The following is a 21,604-nucleotide window of genomic DNA, read 5'->3' as shown; positions in this document are numbered from 1 at the left end:
CCTTGCTCCTCATGCGCCTTGTCTTGATCCTCGATACTAATCACCCACACCCTTCCTTCCTTCTGGTATCAATCAGATAGACAATTTTCCAGCCTGCATCTCCTTTTACCAATTGAAAAGAATTAACACCGCAATGGCTAAATTTATTATCCACGTAGAATTTGTAATCGGTCCAAACCACAGCCAGGGGCCCGTCAATTAATATTTTAGTAAATACAATCCGTTCATCAAATTTTTCTTTATCCGCTGTGCCAATAAAATTGATAAACTCTTTGATAGATGCTGTTTTTATTGTGGCTGTTCCGGTTTTTGTACTGATGGTTTGCATGATGCAATTATCGGCGAAAGCCAACCTGGCAATCGTACTATCACCCTGCTTCATTCCGGTAAAGAGGTTGTTTATAGTCTGTTTTATAGCGTCCTCTTCATTGGTTTGTGCGACCAATTTTGGGGTAATTGCAATACAAAACAGGGCAAAAAGCAGCATTTTTTTCATGACTTGTTGGTTACGTTACTCCAATAAATTTATACTATTTTTGTGAAAGAAGGGACAAGATACCGCGATGTTGTAAAAAACTTTGGATTATCCACACATTTTAGTTACAGGTAAAGGGCTTTATTTTCAATTAATTACGTCTTTTTTTAGCCTGGTTGTTAATAATTATTTCTAAAACGAATAATTAAATATTGTAAACTTATATGGTGTTATTCTGCTATTTGGCACGGTTCTTTAATAGTAATATATATGGAAGAAGAATTCTTTTTTGAATCCAACGAAGATGCGCAACGCTCTGTTGAACGTTATGAAGAAATGCTCCGCAATAAGGACCAATATTTTTTCGATGCACATGCATTTGAATACATTGTAGATTTTTATATCGAAAAAAATGATCCGGTAAAAGCGCTGCAGGTGGTAGACTATGCCATTAGTCAGCATCCTTATGCAACGGTCTTTTTAATTAAGCAGGCCCATCTTTACATACTGACCAATAATCATGAGCAGGCATTTATTGCTTTGCAAAAGGCAGAGCTTTTAGAGCCTTCTGAGCCAGATATTTATCTGTTAAGGGGTAATATTTTCCAAAATACCGAACGTTACGATGAAGCATTGGAAAATTACGAAAAAGCATTGGGTCTTGCCGAAACTACCGATGAGATTTTATTACAGATGGCTTATGTTTACCAAAGTATGTCTGATTATGAAAATGCCATCAACTACATCAAGCTCAGTTTAGAGCAGAATATGGAGAACCAGGATGGTTTATATGAACTGGCTTTTTGTTATGATGTATTAGATAAACAAGAAGAAAGCATTAAATTTTATCAGCAATACATTGATACTGATCCTTACTCTTATGCCGCCTGGTATAATTTAGGGAACAGCTATCATAAATTGAGCCTTTGGGAGAAAGCAATCGATGCTTACGATTATGCCATCTTAATTAAAGAGGATTTTAGTTCTGCTTATTTTAATAAAGGTAATGCGCTTGTTCAGCTTGACAAGTATCAGGAAGCCATAGAAGTTTATAAACAAACTTTTGAATACGAACCACCAAATGCCGATACCTATTGTGCCATTGGCGAATGTTATGAAAAGCTGGAGAAAATGGATGAAGCCCGGTCTTATTACAAGAAATCGGTAAAAATGGATCCTAAAATGGCTGATGGATGGTTTGGAATAGGTGTAACGCTGAATTTTGAGGAACGTTATTTTGAATCCCTTCATTTTTATAAGAAAGCAATCGATTTAGATGGAGAGAACCCAGACTTCTGGTTTGCTATGGCAGATGCCTATTATAAACTGGGCCAGGTTGATGAATCTATTGATGCTTATGAGAAGGTTTTAGAGTTTAATCCGCTTGATATTGAAGCCTGGTTAGATTTTAGCACTGTACTTTATGAGCAGGGAAAATTACTCGAAGCCTCAGAAACGATGGCCGAAGCCATTAAAAATAACCCTGAATCTGCTGAATTATACTACAGAATGGTAGCCTATTTGTTTGCTTTAGGAAACTACAATGATGCCTTGGGGTATCTGGAAACTGCATTATCTACAGATCCGGATAAACATTACATTCTTTTTGAGTACTTGCCGCAACTGCAAGATAACAGTGCGATTATTAATGTTATAAACCGTTACATCAGGTAGGATAAGTGTGTGAAAATTTTGACATTTAAAATCTCGAAATTTTTTTCACTTTTGTAGGCATATGAATTACCCATTATTAAACGTTCCCGAACGTCCGGCTAAACCACGTCAAAAAGGCGTAACCATGGTTATGGATAAGGGATTAAGCCTCCGTCAAGTAGAAGATTTTATTGAAGTTGCAGGTGTACATACAGATATCGTAAAACTGGGCTGGGCAACGTCACACGTTACCCCCAACCTAAAGGAGAAACTGGCCTTATATAAAAGTGCCGGTATTCCTACTTATTTTGGCGGCACATTATTTGAGGCATTCATTATTCGGAATCAGTTTGAAGATTATCAGCGTGTTCTGGATCAGTATGGTATGGAATATGCCGAAGTCTCAGATGGATCAATAGAGATTGAGCACGATAAAAAATGCGAATACATCAGCAAACTGGCACAACAGGTAACAGTGATTTCCGAAGTTGGTAGCAAAGATGCTGCAAAAATATTTGCCCCTTATAAATGGATAAAACTGATGCAGGCAGAAATTCAGGCCGGATCCTGGAAAGTAATTGCCGAAGCACGCGAAGGTGGGAATGTTGGTATTTACAGGGGAAGTGGTGAAGTGCGCGAAGGATTAGTAGATGAGATTTTGACACAGATTCCGGAAGAAACCATCATTTGGGAAGCTCCTCAAAAGGAACAGCAGGTTTGGTTTATCAAATTGATTGGCGCTAATGTAAATCTTGGTAATATTGCCCCGGCAGAGGTTATTCCGCTAGAAACAATTCGTTTAGGGTTACGTGGAGATACTTTCGATCATTTCTTGAACTTAGCGAACAAATAAAAATAATACAGTTATACTAAGGCACGAAGCAATTTTGAGGTACCCCTTGAACTTGTTTCGTGCCTTAGTAACGTAAATAGCCTTATGAAAACCTACGGTTTAATTGGATACCCACTTTCTCACTCCTTTTCTAAGAAATACTTCACAGAGAAATTTCTGAACGAGGGCATTGAGGACCACCAATACGAATTATTCCCAATTGAGGATATAAAAAAACTCCCTGATTTAATCGCTGAAAATCCTTCTTTATGCGGCCTGAATGTTACCATTCCACATAAAGTTAATGTCCTTTGTTATTTAAATGAAGTAGACGAGGCGGCAGAAAAAATCGGAGCAGTAAATTGTATATCCATTAAAAGTTTTGACGGTGAAAATTATTTAAAGGGTTATAATACTGATGCTTATGGTTTTGAGTCTTCGTTAGTGCCTTTATTACAACCCCAACATACGAAGGCCCTGGTTTTTGGAGATGGTGGAGCAGCCAAAGCTGTAAAATATGTTTTAGAAAAGCTGGGTATTGGCTATCAGGTTGTGGTACGTAAGGAAGCGCCGGGAGCCATATTATATTCGGACATTAGTCCCGAAATATTAGCCTCACATTTACTGCTGATTAACACCACACCACTGGGGATGTCTCCACATGTAGATACCTATCCGGAAATAGATTATTCCCAATTAGGCACTCAGCATTTAGCTTACGATTTGGTGTATAACCCTTTAGAGACTGCGTTTTTAACTAAAGCTGCTGTTCAGGGAGCACAAATCAAAAACGGATTAGAAATGTTATACCAACAGGCGGAAAAGGCCTGGGCAATCTGGAATAACTGCTAGGTAAAGGGAATTTTTAATTGATAATCCTGTAAAATGCTTAATGTAAGGGTTAAATGATAACAATAAAGCAATAAACAAGCGCTAAAAGCTATGAATTTAAAATATTTGATCTTATTTTCTTTTGCCTGTTCATTGCTAATCGCTGCCTGCCAGAACAATGATTACAGTCCAAAACCACGCGGTTACTTTAGGATAGAGTTTCCCGAAAAGGAATATCAGACTTTTGAAAATCCGGTTCCATATAGCTTTAGATATCCGGTTTATGCAACACTTGAAGCAGATAAAAGCAGAGATGCCCGAAAAGATTGGTTTAATCTGCACTTTAAGCAATTTAATGGGTATCTGCATTTAACTTACTATGGCGTGGCAGATAAAGCTGCATACGATGAAATGGTAGAAGATGCAAGGAAACTTGCTTTTAAACATACCATCAAGGCAAGCGCGATCGATCAAAAAGTAATTCATTATCCCAATCATAAGGTTTATGGAATTTATTACGCCATAGAAGGCAATACGGCTTCATCTGTACAGTTTTTCCTTACAGATAGTACCAGGCATTATTTTAGGGGAGCGCTTTATTTTAATGAGCGCCCACAGTATGATTCAATTGCTCCGGTAGTAAAATTTATTAAAACGGATATTGATACCCTGATCGCAAGTTTTAGGTGGAAGAATTAATGGCGTCAGTTTCCGGACAGGCCATTTCTATCAAACTGCAGATTAAAAAAATATAAATATGATTACAATACAGAAATTTGCATTCAATGCGTATAGCGAAAATACTTATGTGCTATACGATGAAACGGGTGAATGTGTGATTATTGACCCCGGAATGTATGAAGGGACAGAACAGAATGCACTTGTCAATTTTATCAAAGAAAAAGGCTTAAAACCTGTATTGTTGCTGAATACCCACTGTCACCTCGATCACGTTTTTGGTAATAAATTTGTTTTTGATACCTGGGGCTTGAAACCACAATTTCATGAAGGCGAATTGCCAATTCTACAGGCGGTTCCGGGTTATGCACCATCCATGGGCTTTACCCGTTATGAGATATCCCCGTTGCCAGAGGTTTTTTTATCAGAAACGGGAAAAGTGAATTTCGGCAACAGCAGCCTTGAATTTATTTTTGCACCCGGACATTCCCCGGCTCATTTGTGTTTTTACAGCCCTGCTGATTCATTTTTAATTGGCGGTGATGTGCTTTTTTACGGAAGTATAGGGAGGACAGATTTACCAGGTGGTAATCATGCACAGCTCATTAAAAACATACAAGAGAAGCTCTTTGTATTGCCAGATGAAACTGTTGTTTATCCCGGACATGGACCTTCAACCTCGATTGGATTTGAGAAGCAACATAATCCATTTTTCTAAAATAAACCTTAATGTAAATTGTGAAAGGGGTTTACAATTCAATAAGGCCTAAACCCTAAACCTTTTAACTATCTTTACTGCTGTGAATACCTCCTTGTATATTGCCAAAAGATATTTGTTTGCGAAGAAATCAACCAACGCAATCAATGTGATTTCAGGTATATCTATGGTGGGGGTTATGGTTGGAAGCGCAGCCCTCATAATTATCCTGTCTGTATTTAACGGTTTGGAGACGGTGGTGCTCAATATGTTTGATACTTTCACACCACAGATTGAGATTACTCCGGCAAAGGGAAAAACTTTTGATCCGCAAACGCCTTCATTCCAACAACTGAAAAAGGATAAAGAAATACTGTCATTTACAGAGGTTTTGCAAGAAAATGCCTTGCTTAAATACAATAATAAGCAGGCTGTAGGCATGGTAAAGGGTGTAGGTACAGATTACCTCAAGAACGAGAAGTTAGACAGCACAATAAGGGAAGGAAGATTTGTTCTTCAGAATAAAAGCGGTGAAAGCGCAGTAATCGGTTCAGGTTTGCAGGCCTATCTGGCCGTAAATACAGTAGATCCATTTACTGAACTGGAAATTTTCTCTCCAAAGAAAACCATGTCTGTAAATTCGCTTAATCCGGCAGATGATTTTATCGCTAAAAGCATTAGGGTGAGTGGTGTTTTTGAAGTGCAGCAAGAATTCGATAATGGAATGATTGTTCCGTTGGCTTTTGCCCGAGACCTTTTAGGGGAAGAGAAAAATGTTTCGGCCATAGAGATTAATTTAAAGCCCGGAGTAGATGTTGATGAATTTAAAAATACAGTAGCCGAAAAAATTGGCCCGGCATATGAGGTAAGAAATCAGGCAGAACAAAACCGGTCATTATACCACATCCTCACTACCGAGAAATGGGCCGTTTATATTATTCTGACCTTCATTCTGATTATTGCCATATTTAACATTATTGGCTCATTAACCATGTTGGTTATCGATAAGGTTAAAGATGTTGCCATTTTAAGTAGCTTGGGCGCAGGAAAGACACTGATAAAACGTATTTTCCTGTTTGAAGGGATGATGATTACCATGACTGGATGTATTCTGGGACTAATTATCGGACTAATTTTCTACTTTTTCCAACACACCTATGGGATTATAAAAATGGGTGAAGATAATACCACGCTCGTAAGTTCTTATCCTATAGCTTTAAAATGGAAAGATTTCATTTTAGTGTTTGCAACTGTAGGTATTTTTTCATTTTTGGCATCTGCTTTGTCATCTAATTTAAGTGTTAAGAAGATAGACCAAATCAATCAAACGATATAAAAACATGAGGTTATTTAAACAAGCATTGGTATTTGTTGTGCTCCTAGGCGTAGCCGCTACAGCTTGTAGAAGAAAGGATAATGCACTTAGTGAAAAGAGTAATATTAAAACGGTTAAAGGTCTGTATAGCTTCGGGCCAGAAATGAAATCGTTTACCTTATGTGAAGATGGTAGGGAGTATTGGGTAGCCGATAGTGTGAAAAATCTGGAACTTGCTTATAGTAATCTCAATTTCGAAAAGCCTTACGAACCTGTGTATGTAGAACTGGAGGGTTACTTTGCTAAATCAGATACCGCTGTGGTTTCAGCTGATTTTGATTCTACGCTTGTGGTAACGAAAGTGGTAAAAATTAGCAAGGAAATCCCAGATGGGCCTTGTGCGCAATAAGTAATAATGTGTTGTGGGTTACGGGTTACAGGTCTAAGCGCCTAACCAACTCACCATCTCAGCTCTAGTCCTATTTATCTGTTGTGCGTTATGTGTTGTGGGTTATGGGTCTAGCGACTAAACGCCTAACCAACTCACCTCCTCAGCTCTAGTCCTATTTATCTGTTGTGTGTTATGTGTTGTGGGTTATGGGTCTAGCGACTAAACGCCTAACCAACTCACCTCCTCAGCTCTAGTCCTATTTATCTGTTGTGGGTTATGGGTTGCGGGTTATGGGTCTAAGCGCCTAACCAACTCACCAGCTCAGCTCTAGTCCTATTTATCTGTTGTGCGTTATGTGTTGTGGGTTATGGGTCTAAACGCCTCACCAATTCACCAGCTCAGCAATTTCAAAAAGAAATCCCTTCTACACTAAATAGAAGGGATTTCTTTGATAATTTTATGTTGGTACCAAATATTACCAATACACTCCGTAAAGCGCTACTAATAAGCCAATAATAATCAATGCACCTACAGCAAAACCTGTTGTAGTTTTAAACATTTTGGCATCAATTTCCAGTCCTTTAGGATTCACACCATTTTTGTTTTCGAATAAGCTGATGATCACCATTCCGATGATACAGAAAACAAATACTATACCCATACGATCCAGGAAAGGTATCTCATATACCCCTGCTGCATTTTGAACAGAGAAGCCTATTCCCGATAACCAGGAAAGATCGGTCATGTTAGGAAGGCCTTTCAATAATAAAGACAAACCAAAACCACCAACGGTTGCAAATAAAGCTGCATTTGATGTGGTGCGTTTCCAGAAGAACCCTAAGATGAACATGGCGAAAATACCCGGAGATACAAAACCTGTATATTCCTGAATGTATTGGAAGCCGCCTTTTTTATCAATGCCTAAGTGTGGCGCAATTAACACACCCAGTACCATAGAAACGATAACTGCGATTTTACCCGTTAATACGAGGTTCTTTTCAGAGGCATCTGTTTTGAGTACTTTCTTATAAATATCCAGTGTGAAAATTGTAGCAATACTGTTGGCTTTACCCGCTAAAGAAGCCACTACGGCTGCGGTTAAGGCTGCGAACGATAAACCTTTTAAACCTGCAGGTAAAAGGTTCAGTAATACCGGATAAGCCCTGTCAGGATTTACGGAACCATCCTGAAGCATTTCGGTTTGAAAAGCACCATCTTTATACAATACATAAGCCGCAATACCTGGAAGTACGACAATAATCGGCATTAATAACTTTAAGAAAGCTGCGAAAAGAATCCCGCCACGGGCCGTTTTTAAATCAGCACCTAAAGCACGTTGCGTAATGTATTGGTTACAACCCCAATAGTTTAAGTTAACAATCCACATACCACCCACCAGAACACTTAATCCAGGTAGGTCAATGAAATTTTCGTTGTCTGGTTTCAATATCATATGAAAATGTTCTGAAGCCTTACTGGTCATCAGGCTATAGCCATTAAAGATACCAGTAGTACCATAATGTTCAGAAACAAGGTTTAAAGCCAGGTAGGTAGTAGCCAATCCGCCCAAAATCAGGAAGAAAACCTGAATTACATCGGTATAACCAATAACCTTCATCCCGCCGAGGGTGATAATAATGGCGAACGCAGCGATGGCATACATACATAAATCAATGCTAAAGCCTGAAATGCTACTTACAGCAAGGGCGCCAAGGTATAGGATAGAAGTTAAGTTTACCACTACATATAACAATAACCAGAAAACGGCCATAATCATGGCTACTGTACCGTTATACCTTTGGTGAAGGAACTGCGGCATGGTAGCAATTTTGTTCTTCAGGTATACCGGGATAAAGAAAACGGCTACAATCACCAGTGTTAGTGCAGCCATCCATTCGTAAGTAGCTATGGCAAGCCCCATCTTAAATCCGGATCCGCTCATACCGATAAATTGCTCAGCAGAAATATTTGAGGCAATCAGTGAAGCTCCAATAGCCCACCAGGTAAGCGAACCTTCTGCCAGGAAATAATCTTTAGACCCGGTAGAGGCAGATTTCTTCTTGTTGTAGATGTAGAGGCCATAAGCCGCTACAATAACGAAGTAGACCATAAAAACTATGTAATCCTTCGTCTCTAATAAGTTGTGTTTCATTATGGAAATTTGGTTTAGAAAGCTAAATGTAATAAAATCAGGAAATAATATACGTTATTTTAACGTTTTTTAATTTTTCAGTTTCTGATTGAATTAAGATATCTGGAAATAGTACCTGGAAATAAGCTTTGTAACTATAAATCATTTGCAATCGCTCTGGTGTTCATTTGATTCCTGTAGCACTATAGCTATGTAAGAGATATCGCTTTGCATGATGATAAGTTATGCCTTTGTACGGGTTTCGTTCGGGGTTTGTTCGGATATATGACAGAGCTGTTACAGTAATGCCCGATTAATACCCCTGGTAAATCTGCTTAAAATTAATTAAAGCAATCGGCCGTTGTCCTCACCGGCCGATTGCTTTAACCATTTAGAATAAGTGGGTTTTAAATGTATCTGTTGATAATGTTTTCCAGATATTCTTGTTTGCCGCTACGCACTTCCGGTTCACCCTTTTGTGCTGCATAATCTCTTAGATCTTCCAGGCTAAGTTTACCTTGTTCAAATTCTGCACCTTTGCCCGAATCAAATGAAGCATACCTGTCGGATCTGATTTTTTTGTATTCCGATTTCTGAAGAATATTGTCGGCAGTAATCAGGGCTCTTGCAAAAATATCCATTCCACCAATGTGTGCGTAGAATAAATCTTTAGGATCAGTAGAATTTCGACGGATTTTAGCATCGAAGTTTACGCCACCTCCCTGAAGACCACCGCCTTCTAAAATAATCAACATCGATTCTGTAAGCTCATTAATGTCGTTAGGGAACTGGTCAGTATCCCAGCCATTCTGATAATCACCACGGTTGGCATCAATAGAGCCTAATAAGCCATTATCTACTGCCACTTGCAGCTCATGTTGAAAAGTGTGCCCTGCCAGGGTAGCGTGGTTAACTTCCAGGTTTAATTTAAAATCGTTTAATAAGTCGTATTGCTGCAAGAAACCTTTTACTGTTGCGGCATCGTAATCGTACTGGTGTTTTGAAGGCTCGCAGGGTTTTGGCTCAATAAAGAAAGTCCCTTTAAACCCTTGTTTGCGAGCATAATCTTTTGCCGCGTGTAGGAATTTGGCCAAATGCTCTTGTTCACGTTTCATATTGGTATTGAGTAGGCTCATATAGCCTTCTCTTCCTCCCCAGAAAACATAATTTTCGCCACCAAGGGCAATGGTTGCATCTAAAGCGGCTTTAACCTGAGCAGCGCCGTGAGCCAACACGTGGAAATCCGGATTGGTGGATGCGCCATTCATATAACGTTTGTGGCTGAATAAATTGGCTGTACCCCACAAAAGTTTTACGCCACTCTCAGCTTGTTTTTGTTTAGCATAATCTACAAGTGCTTGTAGTCTGCGCTCATTTTCGGCAATGTCATCACCATAATCTACCACATCAACATCGTGGAAACAATAGTATGGAATTTGCATTTTGGTAATAAATTCGAAAGCGGCATCCATTTTGTCTTTTGCTCTTTCAACGGCGTCTTTCTTTTCATCCCAGGGGAAAACATGTGTGGCACCACCAAATGGGTCGCCACCATTACCATTGAATGAGTGCCAGTAGGCACATGCAAATTTGAAGTGTTCGTTCATGGTTTTACCTGCCACTACTTTATTGGCATCGTACCACCTGAAAGCTAATGGATTATCACTTTCCAAGCCTTCGTATTTGATTTGATCAATTCCTTTAAAAAACTCTTTGGTTCCTGTAATTACTTTACTCATGGTGTTCTTATTTTGAATGCTATTTTAATGCTTTATTTAATATTGCTTTCCATTCCTGATAAATGGGTTCATATGCTTCCTGGTTGCGTGGTGTATAGTGTTTGATTACCTCGTGATGGGTAAAAGCATCGGCAGGGTTTTTGAAAATTCCGGCACCAATTCCCGCGCCCAGTGCTGCACCTACGCTTCCGTCATTTTCATAGAGTTCGACAGGAACGCCGGTAACATCCACAAAAGTTTGGGCAAATATTTCACTTAAGAAAAGATTAGCGCTACCTGCACGAATTACTTTAGGTTGCATGCCATTTTCACGCATAATATCTAAGCCATAACGGAAAGAAAAGGCAATCCCTTCCTGTACTGCCCTGAAAATGTCTGATTGATTGTGAAGGTTAAGGTCTATTCCTATAAATTGAGCGCCTGTATATTTATTATTTAACATGCGTTCGGCTCCATTTCCAAAAGGTAAAACTTTTAAGCCTTTACTTCCTATTGGTGCTTTTGCTGCAAGCTGATTTAATGCTGAGTAGCTCAGTTGTGCGGCAAATTGGTTTTTAGCCCATCTGTACATACTGCCAGTTCCATTTATACAAAGCAATACCCCTGTATATTGCTCCTCTTTGGTATAAGTAACGTGTGCGAACGTATTCACCCTCGATTGGGGATCGTGACTAAGGTTGTCGCTCACGCCGTATATCACACCCGAGGTTCCTGCCGTAGCCGCAACTTCGCCTGGTTTTAGTACGTTTAAAGAGAGGGCATTGTTGGGTTGGTCGCCCGATTTATAAGAGATGGGAATACCCGCATTTAAACCTAACCAATCGGCAACTTCTGCTTTAAGTTTTCCATGTACGGAAAACAGCGGCTGTATAGCAGGAATTAACTGTTCGCTAAAACCGTAATGCTCCATAACCGCTTTGGCCAGCTTATCATTTTTGAAATTCCAGAAAATGCCTTCGGATAGTGCCGGAATGCTTGTTGTAATTTCTCCGCTAAGTTTCATGGCTATAAAATCACCCGGAAGCATAATTTTATCAATGTTCTGGAAAAGCTCGGGTTCATTTTGCTTTACCCAGGCCAGTTTCGAGGCTGTGAAATTTCCTGGTGAGTTTAATAAGTCTGAAAGGCATTTATCATGTCCAATGGCATCAAAGGCCTGTTCACCAAGTGCTACAGCCCTGCTGTCGCACCATATAATACTGTCTCTTAAAACTTTTTGCCCCTTATCTACCACCACTAATCCATGCATTTGATAGGCGATGCCAATGGCTTGAATTTTTTTGGGATCGAAACCAGTTTGAGTTAATTTTAGAATCGCTTTTTGCGTGTTTTCCCACCACTCTTCAGGCGATTGTTCTGCCCAGCCTGGTTGCACAGCTTTAATTTCAACTTCAGTTTCAGGATACTGTGCGGTTGCAACACTTTTTTGAGTGTTTACATCCACAACAGCTACTTTAATAGATGATGTGCCTACATCAATTCCCAATAAATACATGCTATATAATCAATTTTAATATTTGGTTATGCAAACGGTTGCATAAATATAGCGCTAAAAATGTAAATCCCAAATTTTTTATCTTTTTTCGAAATATTTTTCGAATATCAACGCAAGCAGTTAACCTGTATAATATCTGTTATGCAACCGTTTGAATTCGATTCTGATGCTAATATTCAGTCAATAATTTATACTTTTACCCTTATCAACTTATAAAATTATGCAAGAAATAACCTGGGGAGACTTCGAGCAGGTAGAATTAAGGGTAGGGACCATATTAGAAGTTTTTGATTTTCCGGAAGCCAGGAAACCCGCCTACAAACTTAAGGTAGATTTTGGCCCTTTTGGAGTGAAAATGAGCAGCGCCCAAATCACCAGACATTATACAAAAGAAGAGCTGCCGGGCATACAAATTGTAGGTGTAATTAACTTTCCTAAGAAACAAATCGGTAAGTTCATGTCAGAATTTTTGGTTACCGGTTTTGCTGATGAAAATGGCGATATTGTTTTAACAGCTGTTCGCAGCGAAGTGCCCAATGGCAGTAAATTAATCTAGTCGGAACGGATGAGCTTTTATAATTTTGATAATAATGATCCGGAAGCTGAGGATGTTCATTACATGAAACTGGCACTTGCGGAAGCTGAAAAGGCATTGGCTGAGGATGAAATTCCGATTGGTGCCATTGTGGTTTGTAAAAACAGGATTGTTGGTCGTGGATACAATTTAACCGAGCGCTTTAATGATGTAACCGCTCATGCCGAAATGCAGGCTTTTACTTCTGCAGCGCAAACGATAGGTGGGAAATACCTGAGGGATTGCACCTTATATGTAACCATTGAACCCTGTGTAATGTGTGCAGGTGCCAGCTATTGGACGCAGATTAGCAAGATTGTTTACGGTGCCCGGGAAGAAAAACGAGGATTTATCTCCAAGGGAGCGAACCTGCTTCATCCTAAAACAATTCTCAAGGGCGGTGTGCTGACAGAGGAATGTGCAACATTGATGAAAAACTTTTTTGCAAAGAGAAGGTGATTTCAGTATCAAGATGCTAGTATCAGGTATCAAGACTGAGTAACGAGGAGCAAAGACAAGGATTAGGCGCTTAAAAAGAACCAGAAGGGGTTAGGCGCAACGTCTAAGTACTAACGACTAAATACTAACTACTATAGGAGTATCGAGATGCTAGTATCAAGTATCAAGACTGAGTGAACGAGGAGCCAGGAATAAGGAGCAAGTAACAAGTATTGAGCGCCAGAAAAGGGAGTACGATTAAGGCACAATGTCTAAGTACTAACGACTAAATACTACAGGAGTATCGAGATGCTAGTATCAGGTATCAAGACTGAGTGAACGAGGAGCAAGGAATAAGGAGCAAATAACAAGGATTGAGCGCCAGAAAAGGGAGTACGATTAAGGCACAATGTCTAAGTACTAACGACTAAATACTAACTACTATAAGGGTAGAGATGCTCGTATCAAGTTTCAAGACTGAGTAACGAGGAGCAAGGGATAAAGAGCAAAGATTGAGTGCCTAAAATTAACCGGTTACAGGTTATGCGCAATGTCTAAGTACTTAGTACTATATACTAACGCATCAGCTATCTCTAAACTAAAAAACCATTTGATGATAATAACATGAACAAATGTTAATCTTCGAATGTTATATTTGCTACTAGAAACATTTTTAAATCTTAAACATAAAACATTATGGCTTTTGAATTACCTGCGTTACATTACGCAACAGATGCACTAGAACCGCATATTGATAAAACTACCATGGAAATCCACCATGATAAACATCACCAGGCTTACGTAACTAATTTGAATAAAGCGTTAGAAGGTAAGGCTGAAGCAGGTTCAAGCATTGAGGAAATTGTAAAAAACATTTCTAAGTTTCCTGCTGCTGTTAGAAATAATGGTGGTGGTCACTATAACCACTCTTTGTTCTGGAATATTTTAGGGCCAAATAAAGGTGGTGAACCTACTGGCGATTTAGCTAAGGCAATTAATGAAACATTTGGTTCATTTGCTGAGTTAAAAACTAAATTGCAAGATGCTGGTGCAACTCGCTTTGGTTCGGGTTGGGCTTGGTTGTCTGTAGGCGCAGATAAAAAACTTCAGGTTTCTTCTACTCCAAACCAGGACAATCCATTAATGGATGTTGCTGAAGTTAAAGGAACACCTATTTTAGGTATTGATGTTTGGGAACACGCTTATTACTTAAAATATCAAAACAAACGTCCAGATTACTTAGCCGCAATCTGGAATGTAGTTAACTGGGATGCCGTTGCAGAGCTTTACAAAAAAGCACTATAATTTCCAGTTAAGAGGTTAACAAATTAAGCCTGTAAATTCGGTTTTGCAGGCTTTCTTGTTTTAAAATTTTGTTAACTTTGTGCGATTAATATGTTCAATATGAAGCGGATTGTATTTTTATGCTTGATTTTAGTTGGCTTGAATGGTGTTGTAAATGCGCAACAGAACAAGATGCCTACTCCGGATGAGATTGCTAAGAAAAATGTTGAAGACCTGGATAAGCGATTAAAGTTGAATGGAACGCAGAAAAGTGTAATCTACAGCTATACCTATACACAAGCTAAAGAACAGGCAGAGCTGATTAAAAGACAGCAGGCGGGCACTTCAAGAGAAGAGGATGTAGATAAATTTTACAGATTGCAGAATGAAACTTCTAAAAACATCCGCAATGTATTAAAAGGCGAGCAACAAACCGAATACGATAAAATTATCGAGGAGCGTTTGAGTGGGAAGGCTAATAAAGGCAAGAAAAAGAAAAAAGGCGAAGAGGTAGAAGAAGCCGGCGATATTAAAGGCTTGTTAACAGGTCCTAAGCCTGAAAAACAAGAGCTATAATCCGCTCTGAACAGATTCCTCCATTATGCCTGAGATCATTGTAGGAGTAGTTGTTTTAGGACTATTGTTGTCTCCGCAAATTTTAGCCGGATTTTTAGCCAAAAGAACCGGTCGTAACTTTTGGTTCTGGTTTTTTATTTCATTTGTTATACCTGTCATTTCCCTGGTAATCCTGATCTTTTTAGAAGATAAAAACCCTAAGGCAGAAGGTTATCAGTTAGCTGATCATGTGGATAGGTCAAAGGACCTGAACAATGAAATGGGTTAATTAGATGCCTACAACATCTTTTTTCTTTTTCTGTTTCATGGCTTTGGGAATGATTTCTAGAATTTCATCTTTTAAGGCATTGAGCATCCTCTTTTTGATGAAGTTTTTGTGTGTAACCAGGCTGATTTCCCTCACAGGTTCAGCAGGTTTAAAATAACGCACTTTATTCATTTGCTTTGCGCTCAGTTCAGTAATGGCCAGCTCCGGAAGCAGTGTTGCACCTCCGTTTAAATCTACCATTCGCACCAGCGTTTCTACGCTTCCTGTATTGTATTCCAGTCCTTGAAGTCTGTTATTTTTGGTAGATCTGCAGATATTTAATACCTGATTACGCATACAATGCCCCTCATTTAAAAGCCAGATATTTTCATCATTCAAATCTTCTGCATCAACAGCTTTCTTCTTATATAATTTACTGTTTTTACTGATATAGCTTACGAAATTTTCATAGTACAGCGGCATTTCGGTAATATTCGCGTCGGATAATGGCGTAGCCAAGATGCCGCAGTCTAGTACTCCTGTCTTAAGATGATGGATAATGTCTTCAGTGGTGTATTCCCAGATCAATAATTTTAATTCGGGATACTTTTCGAGCATAGACGAAATAACTTCGGGCAAAAGATAAGGTGCTACAGTTGGGATTACACCAATGCGCAATTCGCCCAAAACATCTTGTTGTTGGCTACTAATTAATTCCTTTATTTTTCCGCTTTCCTGAAGAATGATGCGGGCTTGTGCGATAATCTGTGCACCAATTTCAGTCGGACTTACGGGTTGTTTGCTCCTGTCGAATATTTTAACGCTTAAAAGTTCTTCCAGTTTCTGAACCTGCATACTGAGCGTAGGCTGGGTAACAAAGCATTTGTCTGCAGCAGTAACAAAACTGCGATAAGTATCTACGGCAACAATATATTCGAGTTGAACTAAAGTCATATAGCTAAAATTGATTTATTGTATCAAATATATAAATTTTAGCTATAATAAAAAGTGTAGACTGATTTTGTGAAGAAGTGATGGCAATCTTACATTCAATCATTCACTCATTCAATCATTTACTTACTCTCTCATTCAAAAATGCCTAATATCTGCTTTCAAAATCCTGATAAGCCAACGCAATGCCTTCCGGGAGCTCAATTTTATGTTTCCAACCTAAGCTATGCAATTTGCTTACATCCATTAATTTTCTAGGTGTTCCGTCAGGTTTTGTCGTATCAAATATCAACTCGCCATCATAATTTAGTACATCTTTTATAAGTAAAGCTAAATCTTTGATTGATAAATCGTGACCTGTTCCGATATTAATGAGGTGGCGTTCATCATAATTCTGCATCAGGAAATAACAGGCATCAGCCAGATCGTCGGCAAATAAAAACTCTCTCAAAGGAGATCCTGAACCCCAAACAGTAATTTGCTTTTCGTTATTGATTTTGGCTTCGTGGACTTTTCTGATCAGTGCCGGTAATACGTGTGAATTCTGCGGATGATAATTATCGTTATAACCATATAAATTGGTTGGCATTACAGAAATGAAGTTACAACCATATTGGTCGCGGTAAGCATCACACATCTTAATTCCGGCAATTTTAGCAATGGCATAGGGCTCATTGGTTGGCTCCAATGTACCTGTTAAAAGATAATCTTCTTTTAAAGGCTGTGGTGCAAGTTTGGGATAGATGCAACTCGACCCTAAGAACATTAATTTTTTTACACCAGTTAAATAAGCGCTATGAATTACATTGTTCTGGATAGCTAAGTTTTCATAGAGAAAATCTGCACGGTAGGTATTGTTTGCAACAATGCCCCCTACTTTAGCTGCCGCTAAGAAAACATACTCTGGTTGCTCTGTCGCGAAGAAATCTGCAACTGCCTGCTGGTTTCGAAGATCGAGCTCCTGAGAGCTGCGAACAATCAGGTTAGTATACCCTTCTTTTTCGAGTTTACGATAGATGGCTGAACCGACCATTCCTCTATGACCAGCAATATAAATTTTAGCGTTCTTTTCCACGGTGTTATTGATAGCTTGCAAAAATACGATACATTAAATAAAAAGACGTAGTGTTAACAAGAAAATGAGATTTCAATAGCTGATAAATCGTATTTTTGCCTCAAAAAACGAAACTTGGGTAAAGATAAACTTAGACGTTTTGCGGAGATAGAGACATTTGCAAACGTATATCAGCTAGATGAAGGCAAGCCACTAAAAGGTGAATGGGCTAAAACGCATTTTAAGAATGAACACCCTGTGGTATTGGAATTGGCTTGTGGCAAAGGAGAATACACCGTTAATCTCGCTAAATTATTTCCAGAGAAAAATTTTATCGGAATTGACTACAAAGGAAATCGAATCTGGAGAGGTGCAAAAACAGCTATAGAAGAGGGTATTGATAACGTTGCTTTTTTAAGAATTCAGATCGAAAACTTGCTTGATTATTTTGAGGCAGGAGAAATTGATGAAATCTGGATTACCTTTCCTGATCCTCAGCCTCAGGATAGCAGAGAGAAGAAAAGGTTAACTTTCCCTGCTTTCTTAGATCGCTATCAGCAAGTGTTGAAAACTGGTGGTAAGGTGAATCTTAAAACTGATAATGACGATCTTTATGCTTATACTGTTGAAAAAGTAAATGAATTGAAGTTAAAAGTACATAAGAATACCGATCATTTGTATACCTCGGATTTAGTGGATGAGGTTTTGTCGATCAAAACTTATTACGAGAAGAAATACTTATTACACGATAAGAATATTAACTATATTCAATTTTCATTTGAGTAATGGATACTAACTTTTACGAACAGGTTTATGAGATTGCCCGCTTAATTCCGAAAGGAAGGGTGACTTCTTATGGAGCCATCGCTAAAAGTTTGGGCGCGGCAAAATCATCCCGGATGGTGGGGCATGCGATGGCTTATGCCGGAACAGCTCAGCCTAAAGTACCGGCACACCGTGTGGTAAATAGCAGCGGATTGCTAACCGGGAAGTTCCACTTTAATCCGCCAGAATCAATGATCGAATTACTGGCAGCCGAGGGTGTTGAGGTGAAGAATGATAAGGTTGTTAACTTTAAAAAGGTGTTTTGGAATCCCATGGAGGAAATTAACCTTTAATCAATAGGTATTACACCACCCATCATTCATTCACTCAATAATTCTCTCATTCAAAAATTAAAATATGGGTAAACTAGTAGAAGAATTTAACAGCTATCGCGAAAAAATGAAACGATAGGATCATGGAAACGGCCAATACTAATATTAAACGTTTCTTTGCTTTGGATACAACATCTTACGCCGATGGGGCATTGGATGTTAAGACAAAGGAAATGCTCGGCTTAGTGGCCTCTATGGTATTGCGCTGTGATGATTGTATTAAATATCACCTGGGCAAATGTTACGATGCCGGTGTAAATAACGATGAGATAAATGAGATCTTCATGATTGCGAATCTGGTAGGGGGAAGCATTGTAATCCCACATTACAGGAGGGCCGTGGAGTATTGGGACGATCTTTCGAGTTCGGAGGCGAGAGTTTAAAGTTTGGAGTACTGAACCGTTCCTAAATTATTAGTACATTTAAGAATGGGAACGCTCACAGATTTACTTGCCTATCAAAAAGGCTTCAACCTTGCCATGGAAATTTTTCATATTTCGAAAAGATTTCCGGCTGAAGAAAAATATAGCTTAACAGACCAGATTAGAAGATGTTCTAGAAGTGTGTGTGCAAATTTAGCAGAGGCCTATAGAAAACGGAAGTATCCCAATCACTTTATTAGTAAATTGTCGGATTCAGACACTGAAAATGGTGAAACCCAAACGTGGCTGGCATTTGCATTGGCTTGTGAATACATTACACAAAAGGAATTTGATCTTTTGAACAATCAGGCAGAAGAAGTAGCCAGATTATTGGTTTATATGATGAAAAATTCTGAAAAATTTTTAACAAATCCCGTTTAGTACCTCATACATTTAGAACTATGCCTACTCCCAACTCCGAACACCCAACTCCCAACTTCATACGCTGCACCTGGTGCGGCTCTGATCCGCTTTATATTAAATACCACGATGAAGAATGGGGGAAACCTGTTTATGACGATAAAACCCTATTTGAGTTTTTAATTTTGGAGGGTGCTCAGGCGGGTTTGAGCTGGATTACCATTTTGAGACGCAGAGAAAGCTATCGAAAGGCTTTTGCAGATTTTGATGTAGAAAAGGTTGCGAAATTTGATGAAAAGGATGTGGAGCGTTTGATGCAGGATGAAGGAATTATTAGAAACCGGCTCAAAGTAAATGGTGCAATTACCAATGCAAAGCTTTTTATCGGAATTCAACAGGAATTTGGGAGTTTTTCCAACTACATATGGGGTTTTTTACCAGATAAAAAGCCTATTTTAAATCAAGTGGAAAAGATGGGCGATGTTCCGGCAAGAACCGAAATTTCTGACCGTATTAGTAAGGATATGAAGAAAAGGGGCTTTAAGTTTTTTGGGACAACGATATGTTATGCCCACATGCAGGCTACAGGAATGGTTAATGATCACCTGATAAATTGTATTGCCAGATAATAAGAAAAGGGTTCTGAAGTCAGAACCCTTTTCTTATTTTTTACTGTTGTATTCCTGAACGAGGTTAATCACATCTCTGCTGTTGAAATCGGTTGAAGATTCAATTTTAGCCTTTAAGGCAGGTTGGTCGCCGAGCTTTTGTATCAGAATATTTTTAACATTTACTTTTTGCGCATCTTCGGTAATGGCTTTCATAGGTACTTCCTGTAATGGACCGGCACCTGGTTTCTCGATAAAGTAGCGTACTACCGGTGCGCCTGCCGGCCGATCGGGTTCAGTATTTCTGCTCCCACCGCCTATGCTGATTCCGCCACCCATGCCCATTCCGCCAAAGCCGCCCGTACCTGCTCCAATGCCTATGGATGGTCTGAATTTCACTTTCTTTTCTTTTTGTGCGGGTGCTAAAGTTTCTCCTCCGAAAGAATAGAGATTTACCGTTCCCATCTCAATCACTTTTACAAAACGGTACTCCAGATTTCGTTTTGCAGCAAAGCCTTTACTCACATAACTGTTGCCATTCCAAAAGAAATTTTTGACATCCCTGGCCAATAAAATTACTTCTGCTTCATCATTTGCACTGATCCACACCGAAAAATAATCAGTACCTTTTATTGTACCACGGATTACCTCATCATTATTTTTAACTATGAAATCTTGTGCAGAAAGTCTGTTTGTTACAAAAAGGAGTAGGAGAAAAGAGAGAAAAAGCTTCATATTGATATTAATGTTCACAAATAACGCAACAAATTATTAAATCTTACTCATTCAAATTGATTTTAACATTCCCCGATTCGACATTGGGATGGTTAATCTGGAATTTTTTGAAATCTGCCTTCATATTTTGGTATGCATATGCTTTAGCATTATTAAAGTTCTTCCCCATAGCATAAAATTTATGCAGGATATAACGGTTTAAAAGGTAGTTTTTTAAGTTGTTATCAGCCTGCGTATCTGTCATTACCTTTCTGAGGTTATCACGATCTAAAAAAGCTCCAATACCAATTTTCATGGAAATATACTTCAGTTCTAAATTCATGGCGTCTTTTTGATCCAAAAAAGGATCTGAAGCTGCATCTATCTCTTCAATTTTCGTTAGGTGAGGGGCAATCTCTTTCGCTAAGATATCAGGCGTTACTAAAATTAAACCCTCCGGAATGTAAAAGGTAGAATCGGTATGATAGGGATCTACATACAGTGTTACCTTTTCTTTAGTTGCCGGATGTTTTAGGGTGTAGCAATCAACAATCCCCGTTTTCCCACCCATGCTTCCCCTGTTAGAAAAGTCTATAGGCGAACCGTCAGGCCATCGAAAGGAATTCTCCAGCTTAGCCATTTTGATTTGTAAAGCAGCCCGATCAGCAATATTGGTAAATGCACCAGTACCAATGGGGCGATCTATAGAAGTGCCATATCCTTTATTATAACTTTTAAGGTTTTCAAAGGTGATGTAACTGATTAGTGTATCAATAGGCTTTTGTGCCTTAGCAAAGCTTAAAGCCAGGCAAAATAGAATGGTAGAAAATGTTTTCATAAAAGCGTTTTAGATTGATGATGCTGAAAATACATGATTTCAATAAATAAATTTAAACTTTTCTTGGTTAAGCATTTTAACGATATCATTAACTTTGGTTACTTTTATCAACTGATGAAATCTTTTGATCAGTATAATCATTAA

The 21,604-nt window shown here is 38.8% G+C and carries 25 protein-coding genes; 17 read left to right on the top strand and 8 right to left on the bottom strand.

The features are described 5' to 3' along the window. Window positions 1-40: 40 nt before the first annotated feature. The gene (locus tag ACQY77_RS11030; protein ID WP_421942086.1) at window positions 41-496 is read right to left on the bottom strand and encodes a nuclear transport factor 2 family protein; all 456 of its coding nucleotides are present in this window, start codon (window positions 494-496) and stop codon (window positions 41-43) included. Window positions 497-745: 249 nt separating this feature from the next. Here ACQY77_RS11030 and ACQY77_RS11025 point away from each other — a divergent pair, with 249 nt between their 5' ends. From ACQY77_RS11025 to ACQY77_RS10995, 7 genes are all read left to right on the top strand, one after another. After that, a complete protein-coding gene (locus tag ACQY77_RS11025) occupies window positions 746-2,149 on the top strand; it encodes a tetratricopeptide repeat protein (protein ID WP_421942087.1) in 1,404 nt (467 codons plus the stop codon). 61 nt (window positions 2,150-2,210) lie between these two features. Beyond that, entirely contained in the window at window positions 2,211-2,981 is a 771-nt protein-coding gene (locus tag ACQY77_RS11020; RefSeq protein ID WP_421942088.1) for a phosphosulfolactate synthase, read from the top strand. A gap of 84 nt (window positions 2,982-3,065) precedes the next feature. Then, entirely contained in the window at window positions 3,066-3,812 is a 747-nt protein-coding gene (locus tag ACQY77_RS11015) for a shikimate dehydrogenase family protein (protein WP_421942089.1), read from the top strand. Between the two features lie 90 nt (window positions 3,813-3,902). Beyond that, a complete protein-coding gene (locus ACQY77_RS11010) occupies window positions 3,903-4,490 on the top strand; it encodes a gliding motility lipoprotein GldD (protein ID WP_421942090.1) in 588 nt (195 codons plus the stop codon). A gap of 58 nt (window positions 4,491-4,548) precedes the next feature. Continuing rightward, the gene (locus ACQY77_RS11005; protein ID WP_421942091.1) at window positions 4,549-5,187 is read left to right on the top strand and encodes an MBL fold metallo-hydrolase; all 639 of its coding nucleotides are present in this window, start codon (window positions 4,549-4,551) and stop codon (window positions 5,185-5,187) included. Between the two features lie 82 nt (window positions 5,188-5,269). Then, window positions 5,270-6,502 carry an ABC transporter permease gene (locus tag ACQY77_RS11000; protein WP_421942092.1) on the top strand — a complete coding sequence of 411 codons (1,233 nt, stop codon included), beginning with the start codon at window positions 5,270-5,272 and terminating at the stop codon, window positions 6,500-6,502. Between the two features lie 4 nt (window positions 6,503-6,506). Beyond that, the gene (locus ACQY77_RS10995; protein WP_090888120.1) at window positions 6,507-6,890 is read left to right on the top strand and encodes a hypothetical protein; all 384 of its coding nucleotides are present in this window, start codon (window positions 6,507-6,509) and stop codon (window positions 6,888-6,890) included. Window positions 6,891-7,347: 457 nt separating this feature from the next. On the opposite strand, the gene ACQY77_RS10990 is transcribed toward ACQY77_RS10995, so the two are convergent. From ACQY77_RS10990 to ACQY77_RS10980, 3 genes are all read right to left on the bottom strand, one after another. Continuing rightward, window positions 7,348-9,024, bottom strand: a complete 1,677-nt coding sequence (locus ACQY77_RS10990) for a sodium/sugar symporter (RefSeq protein WP_421942093.1) — start codon at window positions 9,022-9,024, stop codon at window positions 7,348-7,350. A 386-nt stretch (window positions 9,025-9,410) separates the two neighbouring features. Next, a complete protein-coding gene (gene xylA / locus ACQY77_RS10985) occupies window positions 9,411-10,742 on the bottom strand; it encodes a xylose isomerase (protein ID WP_421942094.1) in 1,332 nt (443 codons plus the stop codon). Between the two features lie 19 nt (window positions 10,743-10,761). Beyond that, window positions 10,762-12,237 carry a xylulokinase gene (locus ACQY77_RS10980; RefSeq protein ID WP_421942095.1) on the bottom strand — a complete coding sequence of 492 codons (1,476 nt, stop codon included), beginning with the start codon at window positions 12,235-12,237 and terminating at the stop codon, window positions 10,762-10,764. Between the two features lie 220 nt (window positions 12,238-12,457). Here ACQY77_RS10980 and ACQY77_RS10975 point away from each other — a divergent pair, with 220 nt between their 5' ends. The 5 genes from ACQY77_RS10975 (at window position 12,458) to ACQY77_RS10955 (ending at window position 15,377) form a co-directional block, all read left to right on the top strand. Next, window positions 12,458-12,793 (top strand): tRNA-binding protein, encoded by a 336-nt coding sequence (locus ACQY77_RS10975; RefSeq protein ID WP_421942096.1) that lies wholly within the window; start codon window positions 12,458-12,460, stop codon window positions 12,791-12,793. A 9-nt stretch (window positions 12,794-12,802) separates the two neighbouring features. Continuing rightward, the gene (locus tag ACQY77_RS10970) at window positions 12,803-13,270 is read left to right on the top strand and encodes a nucleoside deaminase (RefSeq protein ID WP_421942097.1); all 468 of its coding nucleotides are present in this window, start codon (window positions 12,803-12,805) and stop codon (window positions 13,268-13,270) included. 675 nt (window positions 13,271-13,945) lie between these two features. Then, on the top strand, window positions 13,946-14,554 hold the full coding sequence (locus ACQY77_RS10965; RefSeq protein ID WP_421942098.1) for a superoxide dismutase: 609 nt from the start codon (window positions 13,946-13,948) through the stop codon (window positions 14,552-14,554). A gap of 99 nt (window positions 14,555-14,653) precedes the next feature. After that, a complete protein-coding gene (locus tag ACQY77_RS10960; protein ID WP_421942099.1) occupies window positions 14,654-15,109 on the top strand; it encodes a hypothetical protein in 456 nt (151 codons plus the stop codon). A 25-nt stretch (window positions 15,110-15,134) separates the two neighbouring features. After that, the gene (locus tag ACQY77_RS10955; protein ID WP_421942100.1) at window positions 15,135-15,377 is read left to right on the top strand and encodes a hypothetical protein; all 243 of its coding nucleotides are present in this window, start codon (window positions 15,135-15,137) and stop codon (window positions 15,375-15,377) included. Here the strand turns inward: ACQY77_RS10955 and ACQY77_RS10950 are convergent, their stop codons facing one another. Both ACQY77_RS10950 and fcl read right to left on the bottom strand, forming a co-directional pair. Further along, window positions 15,378-16,310 carry a LysR substrate-binding domain-containing protein gene (locus ACQY77_RS10950; RefSeq protein WP_421942101.1) on the bottom strand — a complete coding sequence of 311 codons (933 nt, stop codon included), beginning with the start codon at window positions 16,308-16,310 and terminating at the stop codon, window positions 15,378-15,380. A gap of 145 nt (window positions 16,311-16,455) precedes the next feature. Then, window positions 16,456-17,382 (bottom strand): GDP-L-fucose synthase, encoded by a 927-nt coding sequence (gene fcl / locus ACQY77_RS10945; protein ID WP_421942102.1) that lies wholly within the window; start codon window positions 17,380-17,382, stop codon window positions 16,456-16,458. A 114-nt stretch (window positions 17,383-17,496) separates the two neighbouring features. On the opposite strand from fcl, the gene trmB reads away from it, so the two are divergent. The 5 genes from trmB to ACQY77_RS10920 all read left to right on the top strand — a co-directional run bounded on the left by trmB (window position 17,497) and on the right by ACQY77_RS10920 (window position 19,929). Then, window positions 17,497-18,147, top strand: a complete 651-nt coding sequence (gene trmB / locus ACQY77_RS10940; protein ID WP_421942103.1) for a tRNA (guanosine(46)-N7)-methyltransferase TrmB — start codon at window positions 17,497-17,499, stop codon at window positions 18,145-18,147. Next, window positions 18,147-18,479, top strand: coding sequence for an MGMT family protein (locus ACQY77_RS10935; RefSeq protein ID WP_421942104.1), 333 nt, complete (start codon window positions 18,147-18,149; stop codon window positions 18,477-18,479). The genes trmB and ACQY77_RS10935 overlap by 1 nt, the downstream gene beginning before the upstream one ends. 122 nt (window positions 18,480-18,601) lie before the next feature. Beyond that, complete coding sequence (locus ACQY77_RS10930; RefSeq protein ID WP_428430138.1) at window positions 18,602-18,901, top strand: carboxymuconolactone decarboxylase family protein; 300 nt, start codon at window positions 18,602-18,604, stop codon at window positions 18,899-18,901. Between the two features lie 45 nt (window positions 18,902-18,946). Beyond that, complete coding sequence (locus ACQY77_RS10925) at window positions 18,947-19,321, top strand: four helix bundle protein (protein WP_421942105.1); 375 nt, start codon at window positions 18,947-18,949, stop codon at window positions 19,319-19,321. Window positions 19,322-19,341: 20 nt separating this feature from the next. Next, the gene (locus ACQY77_RS10920; protein WP_421942106.1) at window positions 19,342-19,929 is read left to right on the top strand and encodes a DNA-3-methyladenine glycosylase I; all 588 of its coding nucleotides are present in this window, start codon (window positions 19,342-19,344) and stop codon (window positions 19,927-19,929) included. Between the two features lie 33 nt (window positions 19,930-19,962). On the opposite strand, the gene ACQY77_RS10915 is transcribed toward ACQY77_RS10920, so the two are convergent. Together ACQY77_RS10915 and ACQY77_RS10910 are read right to left on the bottom strand one after the other, a co-directional pair. Next, window positions 19,963-20,643: a hypothetical protein gene (locus ACQY77_RS10915; RefSeq protein WP_421942107.1), complete on the bottom strand. Its 681-nt coding sequence runs from the start codon at window positions 20,641-20,643 to the stop codon at window positions 19,963-19,965. Window positions 20,644-20,686: 43 nt separating this feature from the next. Then, the gene (locus ACQY77_RS10910; protein ID WP_421942108.1) at window positions 20,687-21,460 is read right to left on the bottom strand and encodes a hypothetical protein; all 774 of its coding nucleotides are present in this window, start codon (window positions 21,458-21,460) and stop codon (window positions 20,687-20,689) included. Between the last annotated feature and the right edge of the window lie 144 nt (window positions 21,461-21,604).

Source organism: Pedobacter sp. (assembly GCF_965279535.1).
GTDB lineage: Bacteria > Bacteroidota > Bacteroidia > Sphingobacteriales > Sphingobacteriaceae > Pedobacter.
This window is presented reverse-complemented; position numbering and strand designations above follow the sequence as displayed.

Coding starts and splice junctions, on each gene's coding strand:
- ACQY77_RS11030 (WP_421942086.1), bottom strand. CDS start 496: ATGAAAAAAATGCTGCTTTTTGCCCTGTTTTGTATTGCAATTACCCCA.
- ACQY77_RS10950 (WP_421942101.1), bottom strand. CDS start 16,310: ATGACTTTAGTTCAACTCGAATATATTGTTGCCGTAGATACTTATCGC.
- ACQY77_RS10980 (WP_421942095.1), bottom strand. CDS start 12,237: ATGTATTTATTGGGAATTGATGTAGGCACATCATCTATTAAAGTAGCT.
- ACQY77_RS10935 (WP_421942104.1), top strand. CDS start 18,147: ATGGATACTAACTTTTACGAACAGGTTTATGAGATTGCCCGCTTAATT.
- xylA (WP_421942094.1), bottom strand. CDS start 10,742: ATGAGTAAAGTAATTACAGGAACCAAAGAGTTTTTTAAAGGAATTGAT.
- ACQY77_RS10910 (WP_421942108.1), bottom strand. CDS start 21,460: ATGAAAACATTTTCTACCATTCTATTTTGCCTGGCTTTAAGCTTTGCT.
- ACQY77_RS10990 (WP_421942093.1), bottom strand. CDS start 9,024: ATGAAACACAACTTATTAGAGACGAAGGATTACATAGTTTTTATGGTC.
- ACQY77_RS10920 (WP_421942106.1), top strand. CDS start 19,342: ATGCCTACTCCCAACTCCGAACACCCAACTCCCAACTTCATACGCTGC.
- ACQY77_RS10955 (WP_421942100.1), top strand. CDS start 15,135: ATGCCTGAGATCATTGTAGGAGTAGTTGTTTTAGGACTATTGTTGTCT.
- ACQY77_RS10970 (WP_421942097.1), top strand. CDS start 12,803: ATGAGCTTTTATAATTTTGATAATAATGATCCGGAAGCTGAGGATGTT.
- ACQY77_RS10925 (WP_421942105.1), top strand. CDS start 18,947: ATGGGAACGCTCACAGATTTACTTGCCTATCAAAAAGGCTTCAACCTT.
- ACQY77_RS10930 (WP_428430138.1), top strand. CDS start 18,602: ATGGAAACGGCCAATACTAATATTAAACGTTTCTTTGCTTTGGATACA.
- ACQY77_RS10975 (WP_421942096.1), top strand. CDS start 12,458: ATGCAAGAAATAACCTGGGGAGACTTCGAGCAGGTAGAATTAAGGGTA.
- ACQY77_RS10965 (WP_421942098.1), top strand. CDS start 13,946: ATGGCTTTTGAATTACCTGCGTTACATTACGCAACAGATGCACTAGAA.
- ACQY77_RS10995 (WP_090888120.1), top strand. CDS start 6,507: ATGAGGTTATTTAAACAAGCATTGGTATTTGTTGTGCTCCTAGGCGTA.
- ACQY77_RS11010 (WP_421942090.1), top strand. CDS start 3,903: ATGAATTTAAAATATTTGATCTTATTTTCTTTTGCCTGTTCATTGCTA.
- ACQY77_RS11005 (WP_421942091.1), top strand. CDS start 4,549: ATGATTACAATACAGAAATTTGCATTCAATGCGTATAGCGAAAATACT.
- ACQY77_RS10960 (WP_421942099.1), top strand. CDS start 14,654: ATGAAGCGGATTGTATTTTTATGCTTGATTTTAGTTGGCTTGAATGGT.
- ACQY77_RS11015 (WP_421942089.1), top strand. CDS start 3,066: ATGAAAACCTACGGTTTAATTGGATACCCACTTTCTCACTCCTTTTCT.
- ACQY77_RS10915 (WP_421942107.1), bottom strand. CDS start 20,643: ATGAAGCTTTTTCTCTCTTTTCTCCTACTCCTTTTTGTAACAAACAGA.
- ACQY77_RS11025 (WP_421942087.1), top strand. CDS start 746: ATGGAAGAAGAATTCTTTTTTGAATCCAACGAAGATGCGCAACGCTCT.
- ACQY77_RS11020 (WP_421942088.1), top strand. CDS start 2,211: ATGAATTACCCATTATTAAACGTTCCCGAACGTCCGGCTAAACCACGT.